We start from the raw sequence: 21,844 nt of genomic DNA, 5'->3' as shown, positions 1-21,844 counted from the left end.
CATCCTGCACGTTCACGAAAGAGGACCAGTTTGATGAATGAGAGCGCGACCCGGCTCGCGAAGGCGAGGGAATCTTTAGAAACGGTCGACATTGGGAAGATACTCGTCTGGGCAGTGGGTATCGCCGTGATCTGCGGTGGTATCTATGTCGCCGTCGCGGAGAAGCGTGCGGAGAACCGGGTTGAGCCCTCTCCGGTTGAGGTGGCCGAGCATCTTGCCCCGATCGGCAGTGTGAAGCTCACCCCCGCGCCCGAGCCGGCCCCGGCGCCTGCCGCCCCGGCTGAAGAGGTCGCGGCGCCGGCTGAGGCTGCAGCGGTTGAAACGACCGCTGCCGCCGAGGAGGCCCCGGCTGCCGAGGCTGCGCCCGAGGTTGCCGAGGAGGCTGCCCCGGCCGAGGAGAGCGCCCCGGCTGAGCCGGCGGTGATCTCGAAGCCGCGTCCGGCCTGGATGGAGCACATGGCTCCGCTCAAGCCGAAGGCCGAGGAGCCTGCTGCTGCTGAGCCTGCCGTCGCCGAGGCCGCCGAGGAGGCGCCTGTCGCCGCCGAGGAGACCGCCGCACCGGCCGAGGCAGAGGCTGCTGAGCCTGCCGTCGTCGAGGCCGCCGAGGAGGCGCCTGTCGCCGCCGAGGAGACCGCCGCACCGGCCGAGGCAGAGGCTGCTGAGCCTGCCGTCGCCGAGGCCGCCGAAGAGGCGCCTGTCGCCGCCGAGGAGACCGCTGCACCGGCCGAGGCAGAGGCTGCCGAGCCTGCCGTCGCCGAGGCCGCCGAGGAGGCGCCTGTCGCCGCTGAGGAGACCGCCGCACCGGCTGAGGCCGAGGCTGCCGAGCCTGCCGTCGTCGAGGCCGCCGAGGAGGCGCCTGTCGCCGCTGAGGAGACCGCCGCACCGGCCGAGGCAGAGGCTGCTGAGCCTGCCGTCGTCGAGGCCGCCGAGGAGGCGCCTGTCGCCGCTGAGGAGACCGCCGCACCGGCTGAGGCCGAGGCTGCCGAGCCTGCCGTCGTCGAGGCCGCCGAGGAGGCGCCTGTCGCCGCTGAGGAGGAGAGCGCTGCACCGGCTGAGGCCGAGGCTGCTGAGCCTGCCGTCGCCGAGGCCACCGAGGAGGCGCCTGTCGCCGCCGAGGAGACCGCCGCACCGGCCGAAGCAGAGGCTGCCGAGCCTGCCGTCGTCGAGACCGCCGAGGAAGCGCCTGTCGCTGCTGAGGAGGCCGCTGCCGAGCCGGTCGCCGAGGAGCCTGCGCCTGCCGCCAAGCCGATCAACAAGCCGATGCCGGCCTGGATGATCCACTTCCAGTCGCGTTGATCCCCGCCGTCGTCGGACCGTCCGTCTGGTCGGTCCGATGGCACTTCGATCAGGCCGTCCCCCCGATGGCCTGATCGCCTCTCGAACAAGACCCTATCGATCCGTCGATACCGACGTGCACGATTCGTCGGGCGTGTTCGCGTGCCCGACAGATGCATGCGCCGGCGACGTCATGCGGTGTTGCTTGTCCTGGGTTGGGGGAGATCGCGCGCCGCGCACCCTGACGGCCGCGACGCGCGTCGGCTCAACGCTTCTTCGGCGGGAGCAGGTCGGTGATCGAGCCGTGCGCCATCTCGGCGGCCAGCCCGATGGTCTCGTTGAGCGTCGGATGGGGGTGGATGGTGAGGGCGATGTCCTCCATGTCGGCGCCCATCTCGAGCGCGAGCACCGCCTCGCCGATCAGCTCACCGGCGTTGGGACCGACGATCCCGGCGCCGAGGATGCGCTTGGTCTCGGGGTCGAACAGCAGCTTGGTCATGCCCTCGGTGCGATGGATGCCGAGCGCACGACCGCTCGCCGCCCAGGGGAAGACCCCCTTCTCGTAGGCGATACCCTCGGCCTTGGCCTTGGTCTCGGTCAGGCCCATCCAGGCGACCTCGGGGTCGGTATAGGCCACCGAGGGGATGGTGAGCGGGTCGAACAGCGCCGGCTGTCCGGCGATCACCTCGGCGGCGACCTTGGCCTCGTGGGTGGCCTTGTGGGCGAGCATCGGGCCGCCGACCACATCGCCGATGGCATGGATGTGCGGCACATTGGTGCGCATGTGCGCGTCGACCTTGATGAAGCCGTGCTGGTCGACCTCGACGCCCGCCGCCTCGGCGTCGATCAGCGCGCCATTGGGGCGACGACCGACGGCGACCAGCACCTTGTCGTAGGTCTCCTCGCCGTCGTGCTTGCCCTCGAAGCGGACCTGGATGCCGTCATCGGCGGCGGTCATCGCCGCAACCTTGGTCTCGAGCATCAGCTTGCGATAGCGCTTCTTGGCGACCTTCTCGAAGCTGCGCACGAGATCGGCGTCGCACCCCGGCATCAGCTGCGACTGCAGCTCGACCACGTCGATCTCGGTGCCGAGCGCGGCGTAGACGGTAGCCATCTCCAGTCCGATGATGCCGCCGCCGACGATCAGCATCCGCTCGGGGATGTCGCGGATCTCGAGCGCGTCGGTCGAGTCCATCACCCGCGGGTCGTCGTGCGGGAAGCCGGGGATGGTCATCGGCGAGGAGCCGCAGGCGATGATGCAGTGATCGAAGCGCACGCGCCGCTCGCCCTCGGCGGTGTCGACGACGATGCGGTTGGGGCCGCTGAAGCGGCCCGTGCCCTGGATGACCTCGACGCCGCGCTGCTTGGCCATGCCGGCCAGTCCGCTGGTGAGCTTGGCCACCACCTTGTCCTTGCCGGTGCGCATCTTGTCGAGATCGATCTCGGGTGCGGCGAAGGTCACGCCCATGGCGCCGAGTTCCTTGGCCTCGTTGATGATCGCGGCGGTGTGCAGCAGCGCCTTGGAGGGGATGCAGCCGACGTTGAGACAGACCCCGCCGAGGGTCGCGTGACGCTCGATCAGGGTGACGCGCTTGCCCAGGTCGGCGGCGCGGAAGGCGGCGCTGTAGCCGCCGGGGCCGGCACCCAGCACCACCACCTCGGTGACCTGCTCGGCGGGGTCCGTGGTGGTGTCTGGAGCCGACTCAGTGCCTGCCGCCAGCGGCGCCAGGGTCAGGATGGTGGCGCCCTGCGAGACCCGGTCACCGACGCCGAGATGGATCTCCTGGACACGTCCGGCGGCGGGGGCGGGGATCTCCATGGTGGCCTTCTCGCTCTCCAGGGTGATCAGCGAGGTCTCCTGCTGCACGCTGTCGCCAGGGGCGACCAGGACCTCGATGACCTCCACATCCTTGAAATCCCCGATGTCCGGGACCGTGACCTTGATGGTGTCGCTCATAGTGTGCTTGCTTCTCGATGGGCCGCGATGGGCGCTCTATGGGTGGTCGGGTTCGGCGCCTCATCCTATACGATCCCGGGGGCCAGGCGAAGGCTGACCCCGAGGATCAGGGGGTCATAGCAGCAACTCGCGGATGTCGCCGAGCAGGCCGCCGAGCAGGGTGGTGAAGCGGGCCGCATCGGCGCCGTCGACCACCCGGTGGTCGTAGGAGAGCGAGAGCGGCAGCAGCAGGCGGGGGACGAAGCGCTCGCCGTCCCACACCGGTCGGGTGGCGGCGCGGGAGACGCCGAGGATGGCCACCTCCGGGGCGTTGACGATGGGGGTGAAGGCGGTGCCGCCGATGCCTCCGAGGCTGGAGATGGTGAAGCAGCCGCCCTGCATCTCGTCGGGGCGCAGTCGTTGGGCGCGGGCGCGGGCGCCGAGATCGGCCAGCTCGCCGGCGAGGGTGCGCAGCCCCTTGCGATCGACGTCGCGCACCACCGGCACCATCAGCCCGTTGGGGGTGTCGACGGCCACGCCGATATGGGTGTAGTGCTTGTGGATGAGGTGCTCGCCGTCGGCGTCGAGCGAGGCCTTGAGCAGCGGCATCCGGGTCAGCGCGGTGGCCACCGCCTTGAGCAGGAAGGGGATCAGGGTGAGCCTGACCGAGGCGTCGTCGGGGTCGGTCTTGTGGGCGGCGCGGAAGGCCTCGAGCTCGGTGATGTCGGCCTCGTCGAACTGGGTGACGTGAGGGATGCCGGTCCAGCTCTGGTGCAGGTGGCGCGCGCTGATCCTGCGGATGCGTCCGAGTTCGACCCGCTCGACGGGGCCGAACCGGCCGTGGTCGATCGCCGGCGCCGGCGTCGCAGCGACCGTCGCCGGCGAGGCGGTGGAGTGGCTGGACGGCTCGGCGATGGTGAGGCTGCGCTTGACGAAGGCGCGTACGTCCTCCTTGAGTACGCGCCCCTTGGGACCTGTCCCCTTGACCACGTCGAGATCGACGCCGAGTTCGCGGGCGAAGCGCCGCACCGCCGGGCTGGCGTGGGCCTTGCGCCCCCGGGCGATCGCGGCGACGTCCTCGGGGCGTGGCAGCACCGGGGCCTTGCGCGGCGCCGTCTCGCCCGGCTGCGGCGCGGTGGTGGGTGCGGCTGGTGGCGTGTTGTCGGCGTTTGGGCGCGTCGGCTCGGGCGTTGCGGGCGCGTCGGTCTCGGCGGGGGCATCGGCGCGCAGCATCAGGATCAGGTCGCCGGTGTTGAGGGTGTCGCCGACGGCGACCGCCAGCTCGCTGACCACCCCGGCGGCGGGGGCGGGGATCTCCATGGTCGCCTTGTCGCTCTCCAGGGTGAGCAGCGACTGGTCGAGCTCGACCCGGTCGCCGGGCGCGACCAGCACCTCGATCACAGGGATCTCGGAGAAGTCGCCGATGTCGGGCAGCAGCACCGCGGTGTCCTCGGTCGCCGTTGCCGTGGGTGGCGTGCCCGTGGCCGGTTCCCGTGCCGCTGGCGCGTCCTCTGGCGCGGGGGTGGGCGGTGCTGCCTCGCGCGCAGGCTGTGGTGCGGCGGTGGGCGTCTGCGCCGGGGTGTCGGTCGGGCGGATGCTGAGTAACGGCGCGCCCATGCTCACCCGGTCGCCGACGGCGACCTTGAGGCGCTCGACCACCCCGGCGCGCGGCGCCGGGATCTCGATCGTCGCCTTGTCGCTCTCCAGGGTGAGGATGGATTGCTCCGCCTCGATACGATCGCCGGGGGCGACCAGGATCTCGATGATCTCGACGTCGGTGAAGTCCCCGATGTCGGGCAACAGGATGTCTTCGACGGTGGCCACTCGATGTCCTCCAATGCTGTGCGGGCGGTCTCAGACCGTCGTCGGGTTGGGCTTCTCCGGGTCGATCCGGTAGCGTTCGATCGCCTCGCTGACCCGCGCCGGTGGGATGGTGCCGGCGTCGGCGAGGGCCTTGAGCGCGGCCAGCGCGACATAGTGGCGATTGACCTCGAAGAAGCGGCGCAGCTGGCTGCGGGTATCGCTGCGCCCGAAGCCATCGGTGCCGAGGGTGACATAGGCGCGCGGGACGTGCGGGCGGATCTGCTCGGCATAGGCGCGGATATAGTCGGTGGCGGCGATCACCGGTCCTTCGGTGGCGCCGAGCTGGGTCTCGACATAGCTGGTGCGCGGGGGCTGCTCGGGGTGGAGTCGGTTCCAGCGCTCGGCGTCGATACCGTCGCGGCGCAGTTCGTTGAAGCTGGTCACGCTCCACACGTCGGCGGCGATGTCGAAGTCGCGCGCCAGCAGCTCGGCGGCGGCGAGGGTCTCGCGGAGGATGGCGCCGGCGCCGAGTAGCTGTACCCGGTGCACGCCCTGCTCGGCGACATGGACGCGATGCAGCCCCTTGAGGATGCCGGTCTCGGCGCCTTCGGGCATCGGCGGCTGGACGTAGTTCTCGTTCATCGCGGTGATGTAGTAGAAGCGATCCTCCTGCGCCTGGTACATCCGTCGCATCCCGTCCTGCACGATCACCGCCAGCTCGTAGGCGTAGGCGGGGTCGTAGGTGATGCAGTTGGGGATGGTGGCGGCGAGCACCGGGCTGTGACCGTCCTGGTGCTGCAGCCCCTCGCCGGCGAGGGTGGTGCGCCCGGCGGTGCCGCCGATGAGGAAGCCGCGCGCGCGCATGTCGCCGGCGGCCCAGGCCAGATCGCCGATGCGCTGGAAGCCGAACATCGAGTAGTAGATGTAGAAGGGGATCATGCTCTGGCCGTGGTTGGCGTAGGCCGTGGCCGCGGCGATCCAGGAGGACATGGCGCCGGCCTCGTTGATCCCCTCCTGGAGGATCTGCCCCTGCTTGTCCTCGCGGTAGAACATCACCTGATCGGCGTCGACCGGCTCGTAGAGCTGCCCCTGCGAGGAGTAGATGCCGAGCTGGCGGAACATCCCCTCCATGCCGAAGGTGCGCGCCTCGTCGGGGACGATGGGGACGACATAACGGCCGATCCCGGGGTCGCGGATGATCAGGGTGAGCAGCCGCACGAAGGCCATGGTGGTCGACATCTCCTTCTCGCCGCTGCCCTGCAGCAGCGACTCGAAGCGCTCCAGCGGCGGGATCTCGAGCGCCGGGGCCTCGACCTTGCGCGCCGGCAGGTGGCCGCCGCGCCGGGCCTCGCGCTCGCGCAGATAGGCCATCTCCGGGCTGTCGTCGGCGGGTTTGTAGAAGGGCGCGGCACCGATCTGGTCGTCGGAGATGGGGATATTGAAGCGATCGCGGAAGGCCTTGAGCGCGACCTCGCCCATCTTCTTCTGCGAGTGGGTGATGTTCATGCCCTCGCCGGCCACGCCCATGCCGTAGCCCTTGACCGTCTTGGCAAGGATCACGGTGGGCTTGCCGTTCGCCGTGGTCGCCGCGAGATAGGCGTTGTAGACCTTGATCGGGTCGTGTCCGCCGCGATTGAGTCGCCAGATGTCCTCGTCGGTCATGTTGGCGACCAGTTCCTTGAGCTCGGGATACTTGCCGAAGAAGTGCTCGCGGGTATAGGCGCCGCCCTTGGCCTTGTAGGCCTGATAGTCGCCGTCGACACATTCCTCCATGCGCTTGAGCAGCAGGCCCTGCTTGTCGCGGGCGAACAGCGGGTCCCAGTAGCGCCCCCAGACCACCTTGATGACGTTCCAGCCGGCGCCACGGAACACCGCCTCCAGCTCCTGGATGATCTTGGCGTTGCCGCGCACCGGGCCGTCGAGTCGCTGCAGGTTGCAGTTGACCACGAACACCAGGTTGTCGAGGCGTTCGCGCGCGGCCAGCGAGATCGCGCCGAGCGACTCGGGTTCGTCCATTTCGCCGTCACCGAGGAAGGCCCAGACCTTGCGGTCGGCGCTGTCGATCAGGCCGCGATGGTCGAGATAGCGCATGAAGCGCGCCTGATAGATGGCCATCAGCGGTCCCAACCCCATGGAGACGGTGGGGAACTGCCAGAACTCGGGCATCAGCCAGGGGTGGGGGTAGGAGGGCAGGCCGTTGCCGTCGACCTCCTGGCGGAAGTTGTAGAGCTGATCCTCGCTGATCCGTCCCTCGAGGTAGGCGCGGGCATAGATGCCTGGGGCCGAGTGTCCCTGCAGGAACACCAGATCGCCGCCGTGCTGCTCGCTGCGCGCGCGCAGGAAGTGGTTGTAGGCGACATCGAGCAGGGTGGCCGAGGAGGCGAAGCTGGCGATGTGGCCGCCGAGTTCGGACGACAGCCGGTTGGCCTGGATCACCATCGCCATCGCGTTCCAGCGCACGAAGGAACGGATGCGCCGCTCCATCGCCAGGTCGCCGGGGAAGCGTTGCTCCTGGTGGACGGGGATGGTGTTGAGATAGGCGGTGTTGGCGCTGTAGGGCAGGTAGGCCCCGGAGCGGCGCGCCTTGTCGATCAGCCGCTCGAGCAGGAAGTGGGCGCGGTCGACCCCTTCGTTCTCGAACACGGCATCGAGCGCGTCGAGCCATTCCTGGGTTTCCTGGGGGTCGATATCGGGCTGCTTGGTCATGACGGTTCCCGGAAGAAGGTCCAATGCAATCGCACGAGCAGGGTCGCAGTATACTGACCTTTGCTAGAAATTAAATACTAATGATCCATTTTCTTAATATTAACGATCGCTGATCTATTGTCCTGTTTCATCCCTTCTCTGCCTGCGCCCGTGCTCGCCCGATATCAAGGGGCGCGAGGGATAGCGCACCTGCGATGTCGGCGAAGACGGTCACGGCACCGTGCAGCACCCGAGGACGATCGATCCGGCCCTCATGCTCGAGTGCGTCGAGGGTGAGGGTGAATGCCCGCCAGCGCGCCCCGACCGCGGCACCGTACGGATCGATGGCCTCGGTGGCGGTGAAGCGTGCGCCGAATCGCGCGCGCAGACGGCGCGCGATCAGTTGTCCGCCGAGTGACGAGCCTTCGAGGACATAGAGCGCGCCGATGCCGCAGTCGATGCCCTGCTCGGCACACAGCCGTGCCGGCAGCGTGTTGTGCGGGGCGGGTGGTTCGGTGTCGAGTCGGGCAAGATCGTCGCGTAGCGCCGCGAGTCGTGGTCGAGCCCCGAGGCGTCGTCGCAGCGCGTCCGGCACGATCGTGGTGAGATGGGGCTCGAGCCCCTGATGGAGCAGGGTCAGGCGATAGAGATAGTCGCGGTATTCGTCCAGGGTCAGGTCGGGGGCGAGGAGGCGTCTGGACAGCGGCAGCGTCTCCACGGCCCGGTGCGCGGTTGCGGTGGCTTGACGCAGGGCTGTCGCCAGGGCGGCGGCGGGGGGAGGCGATATCGGTCGGGGGGCTTGGCTCATCGCGGCGCGCTCCAGCTCCATGAGGGCACAGGCAGTGTAGCATTGGCCCTGTGACGTCGATGGCGGGCATGATCGTTCGAGAGGGTCGGAGAGATGAGTGAGCTGGCGACACAGGGGTTCATCGCCGAGTGCGAACGCGAGCAACTGCAGCGCGCGCAGTCGATCCAGCCGTGCGGAGCGCTGCTCGGCGGTCGTCCCGGCGATGCGCGGATCCGCTTCGCCAGCGCCAATCTGGCGCACTGGCTCGGCGAGGAAGCGCAAGCGGTGCTCGGGCGGCTGTTGACCTCGCTGCTCCCCGACTTCCCGCCGCCGAGCGAGCCGGGTACCGAGGAGGGCGGCGACGATGCGTGGTTGCGTCCGAGCAGCGACAAGCGGTTCTATCCAGATCTCTGCATCGGTCCGCGGGGTGCGCTCGATGCGCTGCTCTCCTGCAGCGCCGAGACCTGGCTGCTGGAGTTCGAGCCGGCGCTTGCGCCCACCGAGCGTCACGCGGCCTATCGGCCCGTTCCCCATCAGCTCTATCGCATGCCCTATAGCGCCGAGGACTGGTCGCGTCAGTGTCAGTTCCTGGTCGATACGCTGCGCCACATCACCGGTTTCTCGCGGGTGCTGCTCTATCGCTTCCGCGACGACGACTGCGGCGAGGTCGTCGCCGAGAGTCTGCGAGAAGGGCTCGATCCCTATCTCGGGCTGCGCTACCCGGCCTCGGACATCCCGCAGATCGCCCGTCGTCTGTATCTGCTCAATCCCCATCGCCAGATCCCCGACATCGCGGCAGCGCCGGTGCCGTTGCTCGCCGATCCCGAGGGGACGCTCGCCGACCTGACCCTGTCCGAGCTGCGCGCCGTCTCGCCGGTGCACCTGACCTATCTGCGCAACATGGGGGTGAGCGCCTCGCTCTCCTTCTCGCTGGTCGTCTCCGGGCGGCTGTGGGGGCTGATCGCCTGTCACCACGACCAGCCCGCGCAGCTGGCGCCGGCGTTGCGCGCGCGCTGCGCCGAGATGGCGCGCGCCTTCACCCTGGCCATCTACGGTTATCAGAGCACGCGGCGACTGATGGACGTCAGCGAGAGCGATCGCGAGATCGCCGCGCTGGTCGAGCGGCTCGGCAGTGGTGGCAACATCGAATCGGTGGCGACGGCGGGGGAGGGCTCACTTGCCGGGCAGTTGCTGGCGCTCGTCGGCGCGAGCGGCGCGGCGTTGATCGACGGTGAGCGCTGCACGACCTTCGGCCAGACGCCGCCGTGCGCGGCGCTCCTCGCGCTGTGTCGTTGGCTGGAGGCGAGCGAGACGCCGACGGTGTTCGCCACCGCGGCGCTTGCCGAGCACTATCCGCCGGCGCGGGAGTGGCGCGATCGCGGCAGCGGATTGCTCGCGGTACGGGTCGAGCGCGCCGGTGTCTCTGTCTCGCGCACCTTTCTGTGGTGGCGCCCGGAGCAGCCGCAGGAGGTGCACTGGGCGGGCGATCCACGCAAGGACGCGCTGGTGCGATCGGGCGATGGCGAGCTCTCGCCACGCGCCTCGTTCGCGCGTTGGGTCGAGGTCACCTCCGGCCAGGCCGAGCCCTGGGGCGAGCGCGAGCTGTTGCGGGCGAAGAGGTTCCGTGGACTGATCCTCCACGCCATCAACGCCGATCTGCTCGGTGCGCTCGGTGCAGGCTAGGTCCGATCCTCCTGCTGGTGCGTCTCGATCAGTTGCCGCTGGATCGCCGCACCGACCGGCTCGTAGTGGCTGAACTCGATGCTGTAGACCCCCTCGCCGCCGGTGATCGCCTTGAGCCGTGACTCATAGCCCTCGAGTTCGGCCAGCGGCACCTCGCCCTCGATCACCACTCGCCCCTGGGACCTGGTCTCGCTGCCGCTGATGCGACCGCGTCGTCCCGCAAGATCGCCGGCGAGGTCGCCCATCGCCTGCTCCTGGGCGCTGATGCGGATCTGCACGATGGGTTCGAGGATCGCCGGACGGGCCTGTTCGACGGCGGCGACGAAGGCCTTGCGCGCGGCGGTGACGAAGGCGATCTCCTTGGAGTCGACGGCGTGCGACTTGCCGTCATAGACGGTGACCTGGATGTCCTGCAGCGGGTAGCCGGCGATCACCCCTTCGTCGAGGACCTGGCGTACCCCCTTCTCGATCGAGGGGATGAAGTTGCCGGGGATGGCGCCGCCCACCACCGCGTCGACGAAGCGGAATCCCGTGCCGCGCGGGGTCGGCTCGATGCGCAGGTAGACCTCGCCGAACTGACCCGCGCCACCGGTCTGCTTCTTGTGCCGATAGTGTCCCTCGGCGGGGGCGGTGATGGTCTCGCGATAGGGGATGCGCGGCGGTCGGGTATCGACCTCGACGTGGAACTGGTCGGCGAGGCGCTCGATCAGCAGCTTGAGGTGAAAGGCGCCGAGTCCGCGGATCACCGTCTCGTTGGTCGCGGCGTGATGATCGACCTTGAAGCAGGGGTCCTCGTCCTGGAGCTTGTGCAGCGCCTCGGTGAGCTTCTGCTCGTCGCCGCGACGACTCGGCGTGATCGCCAGTCCGTGGAGCGGGATCGGGTAGTCGGTACGGGCGAGGTGGAAGTGATCCTCGTCGTGCGAGTCGTGCAGCACGGCGTCGAGATGGACCTCGTCGACCCGGGAGACGGCGAGGATGTCACCCGGTACCCCGTCCTCGACCTCGATCAACTCTCTGCCCTGCAGCCGGTAGAGATGGGTGACCTTGAACGGCTTGCGCGCGTCGCCGACGAACAGTGCGCTGGTCGGGGTGATGCGTCCCTGGTGGATGCGGAAGATGCCGAGTCGACCGCGGTAGGGGTCGTTGAGCACCTTGAACACATGGGCGATGGCGTGACGCTCGGGGTCGGGACTGACGGCGACCGGCTCGGCCGCCTCGCCCTCGCCCTTGAGGAAGGCCGGCGGGTTGCCCTCGGCGGGGTTGGGCATCAGCCGGGCGATCACCTCGAGCAGCTCGGGGATGCCGGCCCCGGTGCGTGCCGAGACGAAGCAGATCGGAATCAGGTGGGTGTCGCGCAGCGCCGCTTCGAAGGGGTCATGAAGTTGCTCGGGCGCGAGGGTCTGACCCTGTTCGAGATAGGTCTCCATCAGCGCCTCGTCGAGCTCGACCACCTGGTCGACGATCTGCTCGTGGGCCGCGCTCACCGAGGAGAAGTCGGTGGCATTCTCCGCCGGGTTGAAGAAGCAGTCGGCGACCCGTTCGCCGCCCCCTGCAGGCAGGTTGATCGGCAGGCAGGCCGGGCCGAAGCCGTCGCGAATCTGCTCGGTCAGTGCGCCGAGATCGAGATCGGCTGCATCGATCTGGTTGACGATGATCATCCGGCAGAGCCCGCGACCGTCGAGCATCTTCATCAGTCGGGCGGTCATCGGCTCGATCCCGGCCTGGGCGTTGATCACCAGGGCGGCGGTCTCGACCGCGGGCAGGACCGCCAGGCTGCGCCCGAGCAGGTCGGGCAGCCCCGGGGTGTCGATCAGGTTGACCCGGCGCGCTTCGATGGGGAAGCCGACGATGGCCGCGTCGATCGAGTGTCCGAGCGCCTGTTCGCGTGGATCCTGGTCGCAGACCGCAGGACCGCGCTCGGCGGCCGTGGCGGCGGGGGTTGCGCCGGTCGCTGCAAGCAGCGCCTCGGCCAGGGAGGTCTTGCCGGCACCGGCATGACCGATCAGGGCGATATTGCGGACGTCATCAGCATTGTGGTCGGACATCGTTGCTCCTGTCGTTGTGCAGCACGTTGCAGGGGCGCGGGATCGCGTCGCAGCAATGGTGTCATGACAGGGAGTATAGATGGCAATCACCGGGGGATCGGCGGGGTGGGATTGAATCGCCGCGCGGGGTGCGCCAGATCAATCGGGATGGAGTGGATAAAAAGAGGCGGCCGATCGGCCGCCGAAGGACGCACAGTCTGTCAGGGATCCGCATCACTTGGGGGCGGATTCCCTCGATGCTGTGGCGCCAGGCCGATGGATGGAGTCACCGTCCTGGTGCCATGGACCATTCCGTCGAATGGACGATAATCAAGGCGATGATCGAAATGTCTCTCGCCTCGATCCTTGAGCCAGAAGGCTAGCACAGAACCGGAGATTGGCTATGGAACTCGTTCTCAAATCCGCCGCCTTTGTCGATGGCGGGGAGATCCCGGCGCGTCTGACGTGTCATGGCGAGGACCGATCTCCGCCGCTGTGCTGGTCCGATCCTCCGGAGGGCACACGGAGCCTGGTGCTGATCGTCGATGACCCGGATGCGCCGGATCCGGCAGCGCCAAGGATGGTATGGGACCACTGGGTGCTTTTCAATCTGCCGCCGACGTGCCGTGAGCTGGTCGAGGGGGTGGACCCGACGACCGGCCTGCCGCCGGGTGTCGGCCAGGGCCTCAACAGCTGGGGGCGGACGGGTTACGGCGGGCCCTGCCCGCCGGTCGGTCGACATCGTTATTTCCACCGTCTCTATGCCCTCGATACCCGTCTGCCCGATGAGCTGGGGACGCCGACCAAGGATCGGCTGCTGCTGGCGATGGAGGAGCACATCATCGCTCGCGCGATGTTGGTCGGGGTCTATGGCGAGGAGTGAGGGTGGATGAGGGCAGGTGGCGCGCGGCGGGTGCCGCGCGCCGGCGCCGCTGCGCGCTCAGGGCAGGGCGCGATCGATGACGACCGCAGTGGCGGTGGTCTCGCGGGTATCGATCGTTTCGCTTTGACCCTCTAGATCTCCGGGCTGCGGTGCCGCCTCGCCGCTGCGCGAGATTCGGGCGGTGACCTGGATCTCGGCGTGGGCCGAGAGACGCATCCCCGGGGCCATCGCCATGCTGTCGTCGAGGGCGAGCGTGGCCGGCAGCGATCCGGCCTGCAACCGCTGGGCGGCCAGCGGCATCGCCGGGCCGGAGGTGGCGCGGGCGAACACGAAGACGGTGTCCTCGGCGGCGACCTCGGCGGCAAGCGCCGGGTCCAGGCTCACGCTCACCTCGATGCGTTCGGCGCCGACGGCCTCCGTTGACTCATCGCTCGACCCCTCGACCGGGACAGCGACCGGCTCCTCGGTCGCGGCCTTGGCTGCGGCGATGCCGGCACGGCGGCGTGCCTCGTCGACCATCTCCTGCAGCTCGGCGGCCTCCTGGCTGCCGGGCTCGAACTCGTCGAGGATCTTCTGCCAGGCGACCGCGGCGGCCTGGAACTGGCCGTGCTGGAAGGCCATCAATCCGGCCAGCCAGCGGGCGTTGACGTTCTGCGGGTCGAGTTCGAGCGCCGCGCGCACCAGCTCGGCGGGCTTGCCCTCGAGACTGCGATCGGGGCGGTTGGCGGCGATCGCCTCGGCATAGGCGAGCATCACGTCGAGTCGCTCGGGGGCGAGCCGGTAAGCGCTGGCCACCGCCTCGAGTCCGTCCTCCGGGCGCTTCAGGGCGAAGTAGGTCCGCCCCATCATCAGCCAGCCCTCGACGTCGTCGGGGTTGTCCTCGAGGCGCTTGGCCAGGCGCTGTACCAGCACCTCCATCGATTGATCGGCGCCCTGGTCCTCGGCGGGCAGGCCGCGCGCGGCCAGTTCCATGCGCTCGATCACCGTCGGTTCGCCAAGCTGCAGATAGAGCAGGGTGGCGGTGCCGGGGAGCGCCAGCGCGAGCAGCAGCGCCAGCGTCCAGCGTCCGAACCGCGAGGCGCCGTGCGCGTCGACCGGCTGACTGCCGTCGACGTCGTGGAGCAGGTCACGCTCGAGGTCGTGACGCGCAGCGTCGTAGCGGGCACGGTCGAGATAGCCGGACTCGAGGTCGGCGTCGAGTTCCTGCAATCGCTGGCGGAAGACCTCGAGATTGAGCGCGTCCTGGGCGGGCTCATGTTGCTCCGGGGTCGGACGCAGCAGCGGCATGACGACGAAGAGGAAGGCCAGGCCGATCAGCCCGGCGGCGAGTATCCAGAAGATGATCATGGGGCGCTAGTCTCGTTGCTCGTCGTCGCGCGAGGCGATCAGTTGCTGGAGTCGGGCGCGTTCGTCCGCGGTGAGGTCCTGCTCGGGCTCGGCCTTCTTGCGTCTGATCGCGCGCCACAGCAGCAGCCCGGCGCCGCCGACCAGTACGAAGGGGCCGAACCAGAGGATATAGGTCGAGGGCTTGATCGGCGGATCGTAGAGCACGAAGTCGCCGTAGCGGGCGACCAGGAAGTCGACGACCTCCTTGCGACTCTGACCCTCGCGCATCATCGCGTAGACCTCCTCGCGCAGGTCCTGGGCGACCCCGGCCTGGGAGCCGGCGAGCGATTCGTTCTGACAGACCAGACAGCGCAACTCGCTGATCAGGTCGCGGAAGTCCTCGAACTGGTTCGGGTCCTCGAAGGTGAACTCCTCGAGGGTGTAGCCCTGGGCGGTGCCGGCGAGCAGGGCGCCGGCGAGTGCCATCCCGGCGAGCAGTGGACGGTGGTGACGACGCTTCATGAGTTCCTCGCGCGATACTGCTCGACGATCGGACGGATCTTCTCCTCCCACACCTCGGGGGTGATGGGACCGATCTCCTTGTGACGGATGATGCCCTCGGGGTCGACCACGAAGGTCTCCGGGGCGCCGTAGACGCCCCAGTCGATGCCGGCCTCGTTGTCCGGGTCGTAGAGCGAGACGGTATAGGGGTTGCCGTACTGGCGCAGCATCAGCAGCGCGCTGGCGCGGTCGTCCTTCCAGTTGAAGCCGATCACGCGGACGCCGTGCTCGCGGGCGATGCGCAGCAGCTCGGCGTGCTCCTGGCGGCAGGACGGGCACCACGAGGCCCAGACGTTGACCAGCGAGACCTCGCCGAGCAGCAGTTCGCGATCGAGTCGCTGCTGCGGGTCCTTCAGCGAGGGCAGGTCGAACTCGGGCGCGGGCTTGCCCACCAGTGGCGAGGGGACCTTGCGCGGGTCGAGCTGCAGCCCGTAGAAGAGCAGCGCGGCGAGGACCAGGAAGATCCCCAGCGGGATCAGTGCGCGGGTTTTTGAACCTTTCATCTGCATACCTTGCGGGTCTGGGTCAGGCGGCGCTCGTCGCCGCGCCGGACGGCGCGGTGGCGCGGTTGCGAACGCTGCGATAGCGCCGGTCGCTGGCGGCGAGCACGCCGCCGAGCGCCATCAGGATGGCGCCCAGCCAGATCCAGCGGACATAGGGCTTGTAGTAGAGACGCAGCGCCCAGTCGCCGCTGTTGCCGATCGGCTCGCCGAGCGAGACATAGATGTCGCGCAGCAGCCCGGCGTCGATCGCCGCCTCGGTCAACGGCATGCCGCCGGAGACATAGCGACGCTTCTCGGGGTGGAGCACGGCGATCTCGCGCTCGCCGTCGTAGACCACGAACTCGCCGCGCTGGGCGGTGTAGTTGGGGCCCTCGACCGGGGTGACGCCGTTGAACAGGAAGCGGTAGCCGGAGGCCTCGTGGACGTCGCCCGGCGACATCCGCACGTCGGTCTCGGCGCCGTCGTTGGAGACCAGGGTGACGCCGACGATGAACACCGCCAGCCCCAGGTGCGCCAGCAGCATGCCGTAGTAGCTGCGACTGCTGGGGTTGATGTCGCGGCGCAGCGCGCGCAGCCCGCCCTTGTGCTTGAGACGATCGAGCAGGCTGGCCAGATGGGTGACCACCAGCCACAGGCTCATGCCGATGCCCAGGCCGACACCGATGTCGCGCGCCGAGAAGCCGGGCCAGGAGACCAGCAGGAAGGCGGCGATGCCGAGCCCGGCGGCGAGCCACAGCGCGCGCAGCAGTCGCACCGGCTCGTCATGCTTCCAGCGGGTGTTGGGACCGACCCCGGTGGCCAGCACCAGCAGTGGCGAGAGCGCGACGAACATCTTGTTGAACCAGGGGAAGCCGACCGAGATCTTGCCCCAGCCGGCGGCCTCGTAGATCAGCGGCGCCAGGGTGCCGAACAGCACCAGCACGGTGAGGGTGGCGAACAGCAGGTTGTTGACCAGCAGGAAGCTCTCGCGCGAGAGCAGGTCGAAGCGCCCGCCGCCGGAGATGTCGGCCGCGCGCCAAGCGTAGAGCGCGAGCGAGCCGCCGATCACCACGCAGAGGAACAGCAGGATGAAGGAGCCGCGCGTTGGATCGGTGGCAAAGGCGTGCACCGAGGTCAGCACCCCGGAGCGCACCAGGAAGGTGCCGAGCAGCGACAGCGAGAAGGCCGAGATGGCGAGCAGCACGGTCCAGCTCTTGAAGGCCGCGCGCTTCTCGGTGACCGCCAGCGAGTGGATCAGCGCGGTGCCGACCAGCCAGGGCATGAAGGAAGCGTTCTCGACCGGGTCCCAGAACCACCAGCCGCCCCAGCCGAGCTCGTAATAGGCCCACCAGGAGCCGAGCGCGATGCCGATGGTGAGAAAGACCCAGGCAACGGTGGTCCAGGGGCGCGACCAGCGCGCCCAGGCCGCATCGAGCTTGCCGCCGATCAGCGCGGCGATGGCGAAGGCGAAGGCCACCGAGAAGCCGACATAGCCCATGTAGAGCATCGGCGGATGGATCGCCAGCCCCGGGTCCTGGAGCAGCGGATTGAGGTCGCGGCCCTCGAGCGGTGCGGGATAGATGCGCTCGAAGGGGTTGGAGGTCAGCAGCATGAACAGCAGGAAGCCGATCGCCACCATGCCCATCACCGCCAGCACCCGCGCCACCATCGGCAGCGGCAGGTTGTTGCTGTAGGCGGCCACCGCCGCGCCCCAGCCGGCGAGCATCAGCGCCCAGAGCAGCAGCGAGCCCTCGTGTGCGCCCCAGATCGCCGAGACCTTGTAGATCAGCGGCATCAGGGTGTTGGAGTTGCTGGCGACGTAGATCACCGAGAAGTCGTCGGTGAGAAAGGCCAGCAGCAGACAGCCGAAGGCGATGCCGATGAAGGTGAGCTGACCCCAGGCCAGCGGGCGCGCCATCACCATCCAGGTGCGGTTGCCGGTGAACGAGCCGGCCAGCGGCAGCACCGCCTGCACCAAGGTGATCGCGAGGGCGAGGATCAGGGCGAAGTGCCCGAGTTCAGGAACCATCAGTTGGATACTCCGGCCGTCTCCGCGGTGTCCGATGCACCCTCGGCCTGGGCCGTCTGCAGGGTGCTCTCGACCTCGGGGGGCATGTAGCTTTCATCGTGCTTGGCGAGGACCTCGTCGGCGTAGAACACGCCGTCGGGGCCGAGCCGTCCCTTGGTGACCACGCCCTGACCTTCGCTGAACAGGTCGGGGAGAATGCCGGTATAGGCGACGGTGACGGTCTCGGCGTTGTCGGTGACATCGAAGTGCACCGTCAGCCCGTCCTCCTGGCGCGCGATGCTGCCCTCGGTGACCAGTCCACCGAGGCGGAAGACGCGATCCTGGGGGGCCTCGTTGGCCAGCACCTGGGTCGGGCTGAAAAAGTAGGAGATGTTGCTGTTGAGCGCGGTCAGCGCCAGGGTGGCGGCGGTGCCGACACCGACGATGGCCAGGGCGACGAACAGTAGGCGTTTCTGTCGGGGTTTCATTGATCGTTGGCTCCTGCGTCACGAATCCGCATCAATCGACCGAGCCGGGCGCGAATGGTTCGCTGGCGCGCGCGCAACTGCAGCACCTCGATCACCAGCAGGAGGGCGGTCATGCCGTAGGCCCCCCAGACGAAGAAGGCGTAGCCGCCCTGGGCGAAGAAGTCGCTCATGCCTTGTCCCCCGTGTCGAGCAGGTCGCGCACCCAGGCGCTCTCGGACTCACGCTGCAGGATGATGCCGCGTAGTCGCATGAAGCTGGTGGCGAAGGAATAGGTCCAGAATCCGAAGGTCATCGCCAGCATCGCGAAGAGGATGTTGGCGTCGATCTGGGTGAGGTCGGAGCGCTGGTGCAGCGCGGCGCACTGGTTGGGATCGGGGCAGTTGATCGACCAGAAGATCACCGGGACCATGATCAGCCCGACGATCGCCAGCAGCGCCGCGGCGCGATCGGCGCGGCGCACGTCGTCGATCGCCGAGTGCAGCGCGATATAGCCGATGTAGAGGAAGAACAGCACCAGCTCGGAGGTCAGGCGCGGGTCCCAGTCCCAGTAGGTGCCCCAGCTCGGTCGGCCCCAGAAGGCCCCGGTCCACAGTGCGAGGAAGGTGAAGATCGCGCCGGTGGGGGCGACGGCATTGGCCATCATGAACGACAACCGGGTGTTGAACACCAGTCCGATCGCCGCCCAGCCGACCATCACCACGTAGAGCCACATCGACATCCAGGCCGCCGGCACGTGGATGAAGATGATGCGGTAGTACTCCTTCTGGGCATTGCTGCCGCCGAGTCGGTCGGCGGTCTCGAAGAAGCCCCAGTAGAGCCCGAGCCCGAGCAGGATCAGGGTGATGATCCAGAAGGCCGGGACCAGCCTGCCGGCGATCGGGTAGAAGGAGGCGGGCGAGGCGAATTTGAACCAGTTCAGTGCCATGGCGGGTGTCTGCGTTCGCTTGAGGGTTTATTCGAGTGAGATCTTGAGCGCGGCGGCGGCGGCCACCGGGGCGAAGACCAATGTCACCAGCAGGAAGGCGCCGAGCAGCTCGAAGTAGGGCCGGGTGTCGGCGACCGAGACCGTGGCGGCGACGTCGATCGCCCCGGCGCCGTAGACCAGCACCGGGATGTAGAGCGGCAGGATCAGCAGCGCCAGCAGGATGCCGCCGCCGCGCAGCCCCAGGGTCAGCGCCGCGCCGATCGCCCCGAGCAGGCTGAGTACCGGGGTGCCGATCAGCAGGGTGAGCATCATCACCCCGACGGCGGCGCCGGTGAGGTGGTACTGCATCCCCACCAGCGGGGCGATCAGCACCAGCGGCAGCCCGGTGAGCAGCCAGTGAGCGGTGATCTTGGCCAGCACCAGCAGCGCGCGCGGCTGATCGGTGAGCAGCATCTGCTCGAGGGTGCCGTCGACATGATCGGCGGCGAACAGCCGTTCGAGTGCGAGCATCGAGGCGAGCAGCGCCGCCACCCAGACCACGCCCGGGCCGAGCGTCTGCAGCACCTCGCGCTCGGTACCGACGCCGAGCGGGAAGAGGCTCACCACGATGACGAAGAAGAACAGACTGGTCAGCACGTCCGTGCCGCGTCTGAGCGCGAGGGTGAGGTCGCGCGAGAGGATGCACCAGAAGAGTCGCAACACCGGTGGTTCAGCTCCCGAGGTCGAGTCGCGCGACCTGCCCCGAGGTCAGGGGCACGTCCTGATGGGTGGTGAGCACGACGATGCCGCCGCCGGCGACGTGCTCGGCGATCAACGTCTCGAGCAGCGCCACGGCAGCGGTGTCGAGCGCGGTGAAGGGCTCGTCGAGCACCCACAGCGGCGCGCGGCTGAGTACCAAGCGCGCCAGCGCCACCCGCTTCTTCTGCCCCTGCGAGAGCATCCGCGTCGGCAGATCCTCGAAGCCCTGCAGACCGATGCGCGCGAGCGCCGCCCACAGCGCCTGCTCGTCGAGGCGAGCGCCGTCGAGGGTGGTGGTGACGCGCAGGTTCTCGACCCCGGTCAGGTCGCCCTTGATGCCGTTGAGGTGGCCGAAGTAGAGGAGGTCGCGGTGGTACTCGTCACCGAGTTCGGTGATCGAGGTGCCGCGCCAGCGGATCTCGCCGCGCTCCGGGGTGAACAGGCCGCAGAGTGCGCGCAGCAGGGTGGTCTTGCCGCTGCCGTTGCGACCGCGCACGTGCAGCAGGGTGCCGCCCCCGACCTCGACGTCCAGCGCGCTGAAGAGCAGCCGATCACCGCGTCGGCATTCGAGCTGCACTACCTCAAGCATGTCGTTCAGGGGTCCGGTCCATTGCTGCGGCGCAGCCCCCGCACGGGGCGGGCGCGCCCGGTTCTGACGTCTGGCGGGCCGCCGCGGGCCGCCGGGTCGAGCCGGCAACCTTAAACGCTGGTGACGTATTACTCAACATCGCTGCCTCGCGCCGGGTCGCGGCGGCGGATCTGCCAGCAGTTGTGGATGCGCGGGTTGCGCGCGAAGTCGTGGGGTAGGGTCTGCGCGGTGAGGTCGGTGATCTCGAGCCAGGGCAGGGCGGTGTGGTCCATGCGGAAGCCGCGGCGGTTGTTGGAGAAGATCAGCGTGCCCGTAGGGGCGAGCAGGCGCATCGTTGCCGCGATCAGGTCGACATGATCGCGCTGCACGTCGAAGGTGCCCTGCATCCGCTTGGAGCTGGAGAAGCTCGGCGGATCGAGGAAGATCAGGTCGAATTCGCGTCGTCCGGCATGACGTTCGATCCACTGCAGACAGTCGGCCTGGACCAGGGTGTGGTCGTGCCCGCCGATGTCGTTGAGCACCAGATTGCGCTCGGCCCAGTCGAGATAGGTGCGCGACATGTCCACCGTGGTGGTGGAGCGCGCGCCGCCGCGCGCGGCATAGACGGTGGCGCTGGCGGTATAGGCAAAGAGGTTGAGGAAGCGCGCGCCTGCGGCCAGCCGCCCGACCAGGGCGCGGGTATCGCGATGATCGAGAAACAGGCCGGTGTCGAGATAGTCCTCGAAGTTGACCAGGAAGCGGTGCCCGCCCTCGGCGACCTCATGGAAGCGGCGGGTCTCGGCGATGCGCTCGTACTGGCTGGCGCCCTTCTGCTGGCGACGGACCTTGAAATGGACCTGACCGGCGGGGATCTCGAGCACCTCGGGGATCATCGTCATCGCCTCGCGGGCGCGCAGTCGCGCGCGCTTCTGATCGACACTCGCCGGCGGGGCGTACTCCTGGACGTTGACCCAGCGTCCGTCGACGCCGCCGTAGACGTCGATGGCGAAGGCGTACTCGGGCAGATCGGCGTCATAGAGACGGTAGCAGTCGATCGCCTCGCGCTTGCACCACTTGCGCAGCGCCTTGAGGTTCTTGCGCAGTCGGTTGGCGAACATCTCGGCGCCGGGGCCGAGCGACTCCGGCGGCAGCGGGCGCGGGCGGTTGGTGGCGAAGCGCTCGGCCTCGATCTGGAAGTGCAGCAGGCGGCACTCGATCGGGCCATTGTAGAGGGTGTGGGTGCGGTGTGCGCGCAGCCCGAGCTGGTGACCGAGCTCGGGCGAGCCGGTGAACACCGCCGCCCGCCAGCCGAGGAAGCGCTCGCGCAGCACCGAGCCGAGTCGCGCGTAGAGCGCCTCGAGGTCGTCGTCGGCGCCGAGGCGCTCGCCATAGGGCGGGTTGACGATCACCAGCCCGCGATCCTCGGCGTGCACCGGCTGGCAGTCGCTCAGCTCGCGTCGCTCGAAGTGTGCGAGGCCGGTGAGCCCGGCCAGCGCCAGATCGTCGATCGCCACGCGGATGGCGTTGGGGTTGCAGTCGTAGCCGCGCAGGGTGCCGACGCGTTCGCGCCCGGTCTCGGCGCGCGCGCGCGCCTCCTCGCACAGTGCCGCCCACACCTCGGGCTGGTGCGCCGACCAGCCGAGGAAACCGAAGTGTTCGCGCAGCAGGCCCG

General features: G+C 68.8%; 18 protein-coding genes (1 of these 18 running past the window's edge). 3 read left to right on the top strand and 15 right to left on the bottom strand.

Annotation, left to right across the window (positions count from 1 at the left end; translation table 11 throughout):
• Positions 1-33 precede the first annotated feature (33 nt).
• On the top strand, positions 34-1,296 hold the full coding sequence (locus ACAM26_RS15855) for a hypothetical protein (protein WP_369614078.1): 1,263 nt from the start codon (positions 34-36) through the stop codon (positions 1,294-1,296).
• Between the two features lie 244 nt (positions 1,297-1,540).
• On the opposite strand, the gene lpdA is transcribed toward ACAM26_RS15855, so the two are convergent.
• From lpdA to ACAM26_RS15835, 4 genes are all read right to left on the bottom strand, one after another.
• Entirely contained in the window at positions 1,541-3,232 is a 1,692-nt protein-coding gene (gene lpdA / locus ACAM26_RS15850; protein WP_369614077.1) for a dihydrolipoyl dehydrogenase, read from the bottom strand.
• Positions 3,233-3,346: 114 nt separating this feature from the next.
• Positions 3,347-5,035, bottom strand: a complete 1,689-nt coding sequence (gene aceF, locus ACAM26_RS15845) for a dihydrolipoyllysine-residue acetyltransferase (RefSeq protein WP_369614076.1) — start codon at positions 5,033-5,035, stop codon at positions 3,347-3,349.
• Positions 5,036-5,065: 30 nt separating this feature from the next.
• Positions 5,066-7,720, bottom strand: coding sequence for a pyruvate dehydrogenase (acetyl-transferring), homodimeric type (gene aceE, locus ACAM26_RS15840; RefSeq protein WP_369614075.1), 2,655 nt, complete (start codon positions 7,718-7,720; stop codon positions 5,066-5,068).
• A 127-nt stretch (positions 7,721-7,847) separates the two neighbouring features.
• On the bottom strand, positions 7,848-8,507 hold the full coding sequence (locus tag ACAM26_RS15835; RefSeq protein WP_190287934.1) for a biliverdin-producing heme oxygenase: 660 nt from the start codon (positions 8,505-8,507) through the stop codon (positions 7,848-7,850).
• A gap of 93 nt (positions 8,508-8,600) precedes the next feature.
• Between ACAM26_RS15835 and ACAM26_RS15830 the strand changes: the two genes are divergently transcribed.
• Positions 8,601-10,169 (top strand): GAF domain-containing protein, encoded by a 1,569-nt coding sequence (locus tag ACAM26_RS15830; protein ID WP_369614074.1) that lies wholly within the window; start codon positions 8,601-8,603, stop codon positions 10,167-10,169.
• Here the strand turns inward: ACAM26_RS15830 and fusA are convergent.
• Complete coding sequence (gene fusA / locus ACAM26_RS15825) at positions 10,166-12,214, bottom strand: elongation factor G (protein WP_369614073.1); 2,049 nt, start codon at positions 12,212-12,214, stop codon at positions 10,166-10,168. The two genes, ACAM26_RS15830 and fusA, sit on opposite strands and share 4 nt — an antisense overlap.
• Positions 12,215-12,596: 382 nt before the next feature.
• Here fusA and ACAM26_RS15820 point away from each other — a divergent pair, with 382 nt between their 5' ends.
• Positions 12,597-13,076 carry a YbhB/YbcL family Raf kinase inhibitor-like protein gene (locus tag ACAM26_RS15820; protein WP_123140726.1) on the top strand — a complete coding sequence of 160 codons (480 nt, stop codon included), beginning with the start codon at positions 12,597-12,599 and terminating at the stop codon, positions 13,074-13,076.
• A 57-nt stretch (positions 13,077-13,133) separates the two neighbouring features.
• Here the strand turns inward: ACAM26_RS15820 and ccmI are convergent, their stop codons facing one another.
• From ccmI to rlmKL, 10 genes are all read right to left on the bottom strand, one after another.
• Positions 13,134-14,423, bottom strand: a complete 1,290-nt coding sequence (gene ccmI / locus ACAM26_RS15815; protein ID WP_132230505.1) for a c-type cytochrome biogenesis protein CcmI — start codon at positions 14,421-14,423, stop codon at positions 13,134-13,136.
• A gap of 6 nt (positions 14,424-14,429) precedes the next feature.
• Positions 14,430-14,924, bottom strand: coding sequence for a cytochrome c-type biogenesis protein (locus tag ACAM26_RS15810; RefSeq protein ID WP_123140728.1), 495 nt, complete (start codon positions 14,922-14,924; stop codon positions 14,430-14,432).
• Positions 14,921-15,466, bottom strand: coding sequence for a DsbE family thiol:disulfide interchange protein (locus ACAM26_RS15805; RefSeq protein ID WP_123140739.1), 546 nt, complete (start codon positions 15,464-15,466; stop codon positions 14,921-14,923). Before ACAM26_RS15805 ends, ACAM26_RS15810 begins: the two co-directional genes overlap by 4 nt.
• 22 nt (positions 15,467-15,488) lie before the next feature.
• A complete protein-coding gene (locus ACAM26_RS15800; RefSeq protein WP_132230507.1) occupies positions 15,489-17,474 on the bottom strand; it encodes a heme lyase CcmF/NrfE family subunit in 1,986 nt (661 codons plus the stop codon).
• On the bottom strand, positions 17,474-17,941 hold the full coding sequence (gene ccmE / locus ACAM26_RS15795; protein ID WP_123140730.1) for a cytochrome c maturation protein CcmE: 468 nt from the start codon (positions 17,939-17,941) through the stop codon (positions 17,474-17,476). The genes ACAM26_RS15800 and ccmE overlap by 1 nt, the downstream gene beginning before the upstream one ends.
• Positions 17,938-18,111, bottom strand: coding sequence for a heme exporter protein CcmD (ccmD, locus tag ACAM26_RS15790; protein ID WP_005221019.1), 174 nt, complete (start codon positions 18,109-18,111; stop codon positions 17,938-17,940). Before ccmD ends, ccmE begins: the two co-directional genes overlap by 4 nt.
• Positions 18,108-18,866 carry a cytochrome c biogenesis protein CcsA gene (gene ccsA / locus ACAM26_RS15785; RefSeq protein ID WP_123140731.1) on the bottom strand — a complete coding sequence of 253 codons (759 nt, stop codon included), beginning with the start codon at positions 18,864-18,866 and terminating at the stop codon, positions 18,108-18,110. The genes ccmD and ccsA overlap by 4 nt, the downstream gene beginning before the upstream one ends.
• Before the next feature lie 27 nt (positions 18,867-18,893).
• Positions 18,894-19,568, bottom strand: coding sequence for a heme exporter protein CcmB (gene ccmB, locus ACAM26_RS15780; protein WP_123140732.1), 675 nt, complete (start codon positions 19,566-19,568; stop codon positions 18,894-18,896).
• A gap of 7 nt (positions 19,569-19,575) precedes the next feature.
• Positions 19,576-20,193, bottom strand: coding sequence for a cytochrome c biogenesis heme-transporting ATPase CcmA (ccmA, locus tag ACAM26_RS15775; RefSeq protein ID WP_369614072.1), 618 nt, complete (start codon positions 20,191-20,193; stop codon positions 19,576-19,578).
• Between the two features lie 128 nt (positions 20,194-20,321).
• Positions 20,322-21,844, bottom strand: the 3' portion of a protein-coding gene (gene rlmKL, locus ACAM26_RS15770; RefSeq protein ID WP_369614071.1) for a bifunctional 23S rRNA (guanine(2069)-N(7))-methyltransferase RlmK/23S rRNA (guanine(2445)-N(2))-methyltransferase RlmL. Its footprint extends 664 nt past the window's final position; only the last 1,523 of its 2,187 coding nucleotides appear in the window; its start codon lies off the right edge, out of view; the stop codon is at positions 20,322-20,324.

The sequence above is a fragment of the Marichromatium sp. PS1 genome (assembly GCF_041155115.1).
In the GTDB taxonomy this organism is placed as follows: Bacteria; Pseudomonadota; Gammaproteobacteria; order Chromatiales; family Chromatiaceae; genus Marichromatium; species Marichromatium gracile.
The sequence above is the reverse complement of the archived record's forward strand: the minus strand, read 5'-3'. Positions and strand labels throughout refer to the sequence as shown.

Bases quoted from the DNA above. Each gene is read 5' to 3' on its own strand.
- ccmE (WP_123140730.1), bottom strand. From the start codon at position 17,941: ATGAAACCCCGACAGAAACGCCTACTGTTCGTCGCCCTGGCCATCGTC.
- fusA (WP_369614073.1), bottom strand. From the start codon at position 12,214: ATGTCCGACCACAATGCTGATGACGTCCGCAATATCGCCCTGATCGGT.
- ACAM26_RS15855 (WP_369614078.1), top strand. From the start codon at position 34: ATGAATGAGAGCGCGACCCGGCTCGCGAAGGCGAGGGAATCTTTAGAA.
- ccsA (WP_123140731.1), bottom strand. From the start codon at position 18,866: ATGGCACTGAACTGGTTCAAATTCGCCTCGCCCGCCTCCTTCTACCCG.
- ccmD (WP_005221019.1), bottom strand. From the start codon at position 18,111: ATGAGCGACTTCTTCGCCCAGGGCGGCTACGCCTTCTTCGTCTGGGGG.
- ACAM26_RS15810 (WP_123140728.1), bottom strand. From the start codon at position 14,924: ATGAAGCGTCGTCACCACCGTCCACTGCTCGCCGGGATGGCACTCGCC.
- ACAM26_RS15835 (WP_190287934.1), bottom strand. From the start codon at position 8,507: ATGAGCCAAGCCCCCCGACCGATATCGCCTCCCCCCGCCGCCGCCCTG.
- ACAM26_RS15820 (WP_123140726.1), top strand. From the start codon at position 12,597: ATGGAACTCGTTCTCAAATCCGCCGCCTTTGTCGATGGCGGGGAGATC.
- ccmI (WP_132230505.1), bottom strand. From the start codon at position 14,423: ATGATCATCTTCTGGATACTCGCCGCCGGGCTGATCGGCCTGGCCTTC.
- ccmA (WP_369614072.1), bottom strand. From the start codon at position 20,193: ATGCTTGAGGTAGTGCAGCTCGAATGCCGACGCGGTGATCGGCTGCTC.
- ACAM26_RS15800 (WP_132230507.1), bottom strand. From the start codon at position 17,474: ATGGTTCCTGAACTCGGGCACTTCGCCCTGATCCTCGCCCTCGCGATC.
- lpdA (WP_369614077.1), bottom strand. From the start codon at position 3,232: ATGAGCGACACCATCAAGGTCACGGTCCCGGACATCGGGGATTTCAAG.
- ACAM26_RS15805 (WP_123140739.1), bottom strand. From the start codon at position 15,466: ATGAAAGGTTCAAAAACCCGCGCACTGATCCCGCTGGGGATCTTCCTG.
- aceE (WP_369614075.1), bottom strand. From the start codon at position 7,720: ATGACCAAGCAGCCCGATATCGACCCCCAGGAAACCCAGGAATGGCTC.
- ACAM26_RS15830 (WP_369614074.1), top strand. From the start codon at position 8,601: ATGAGTGAGCTGGCGACACAGGGGTTCATCGCCGAGTGCGAACGCGAG.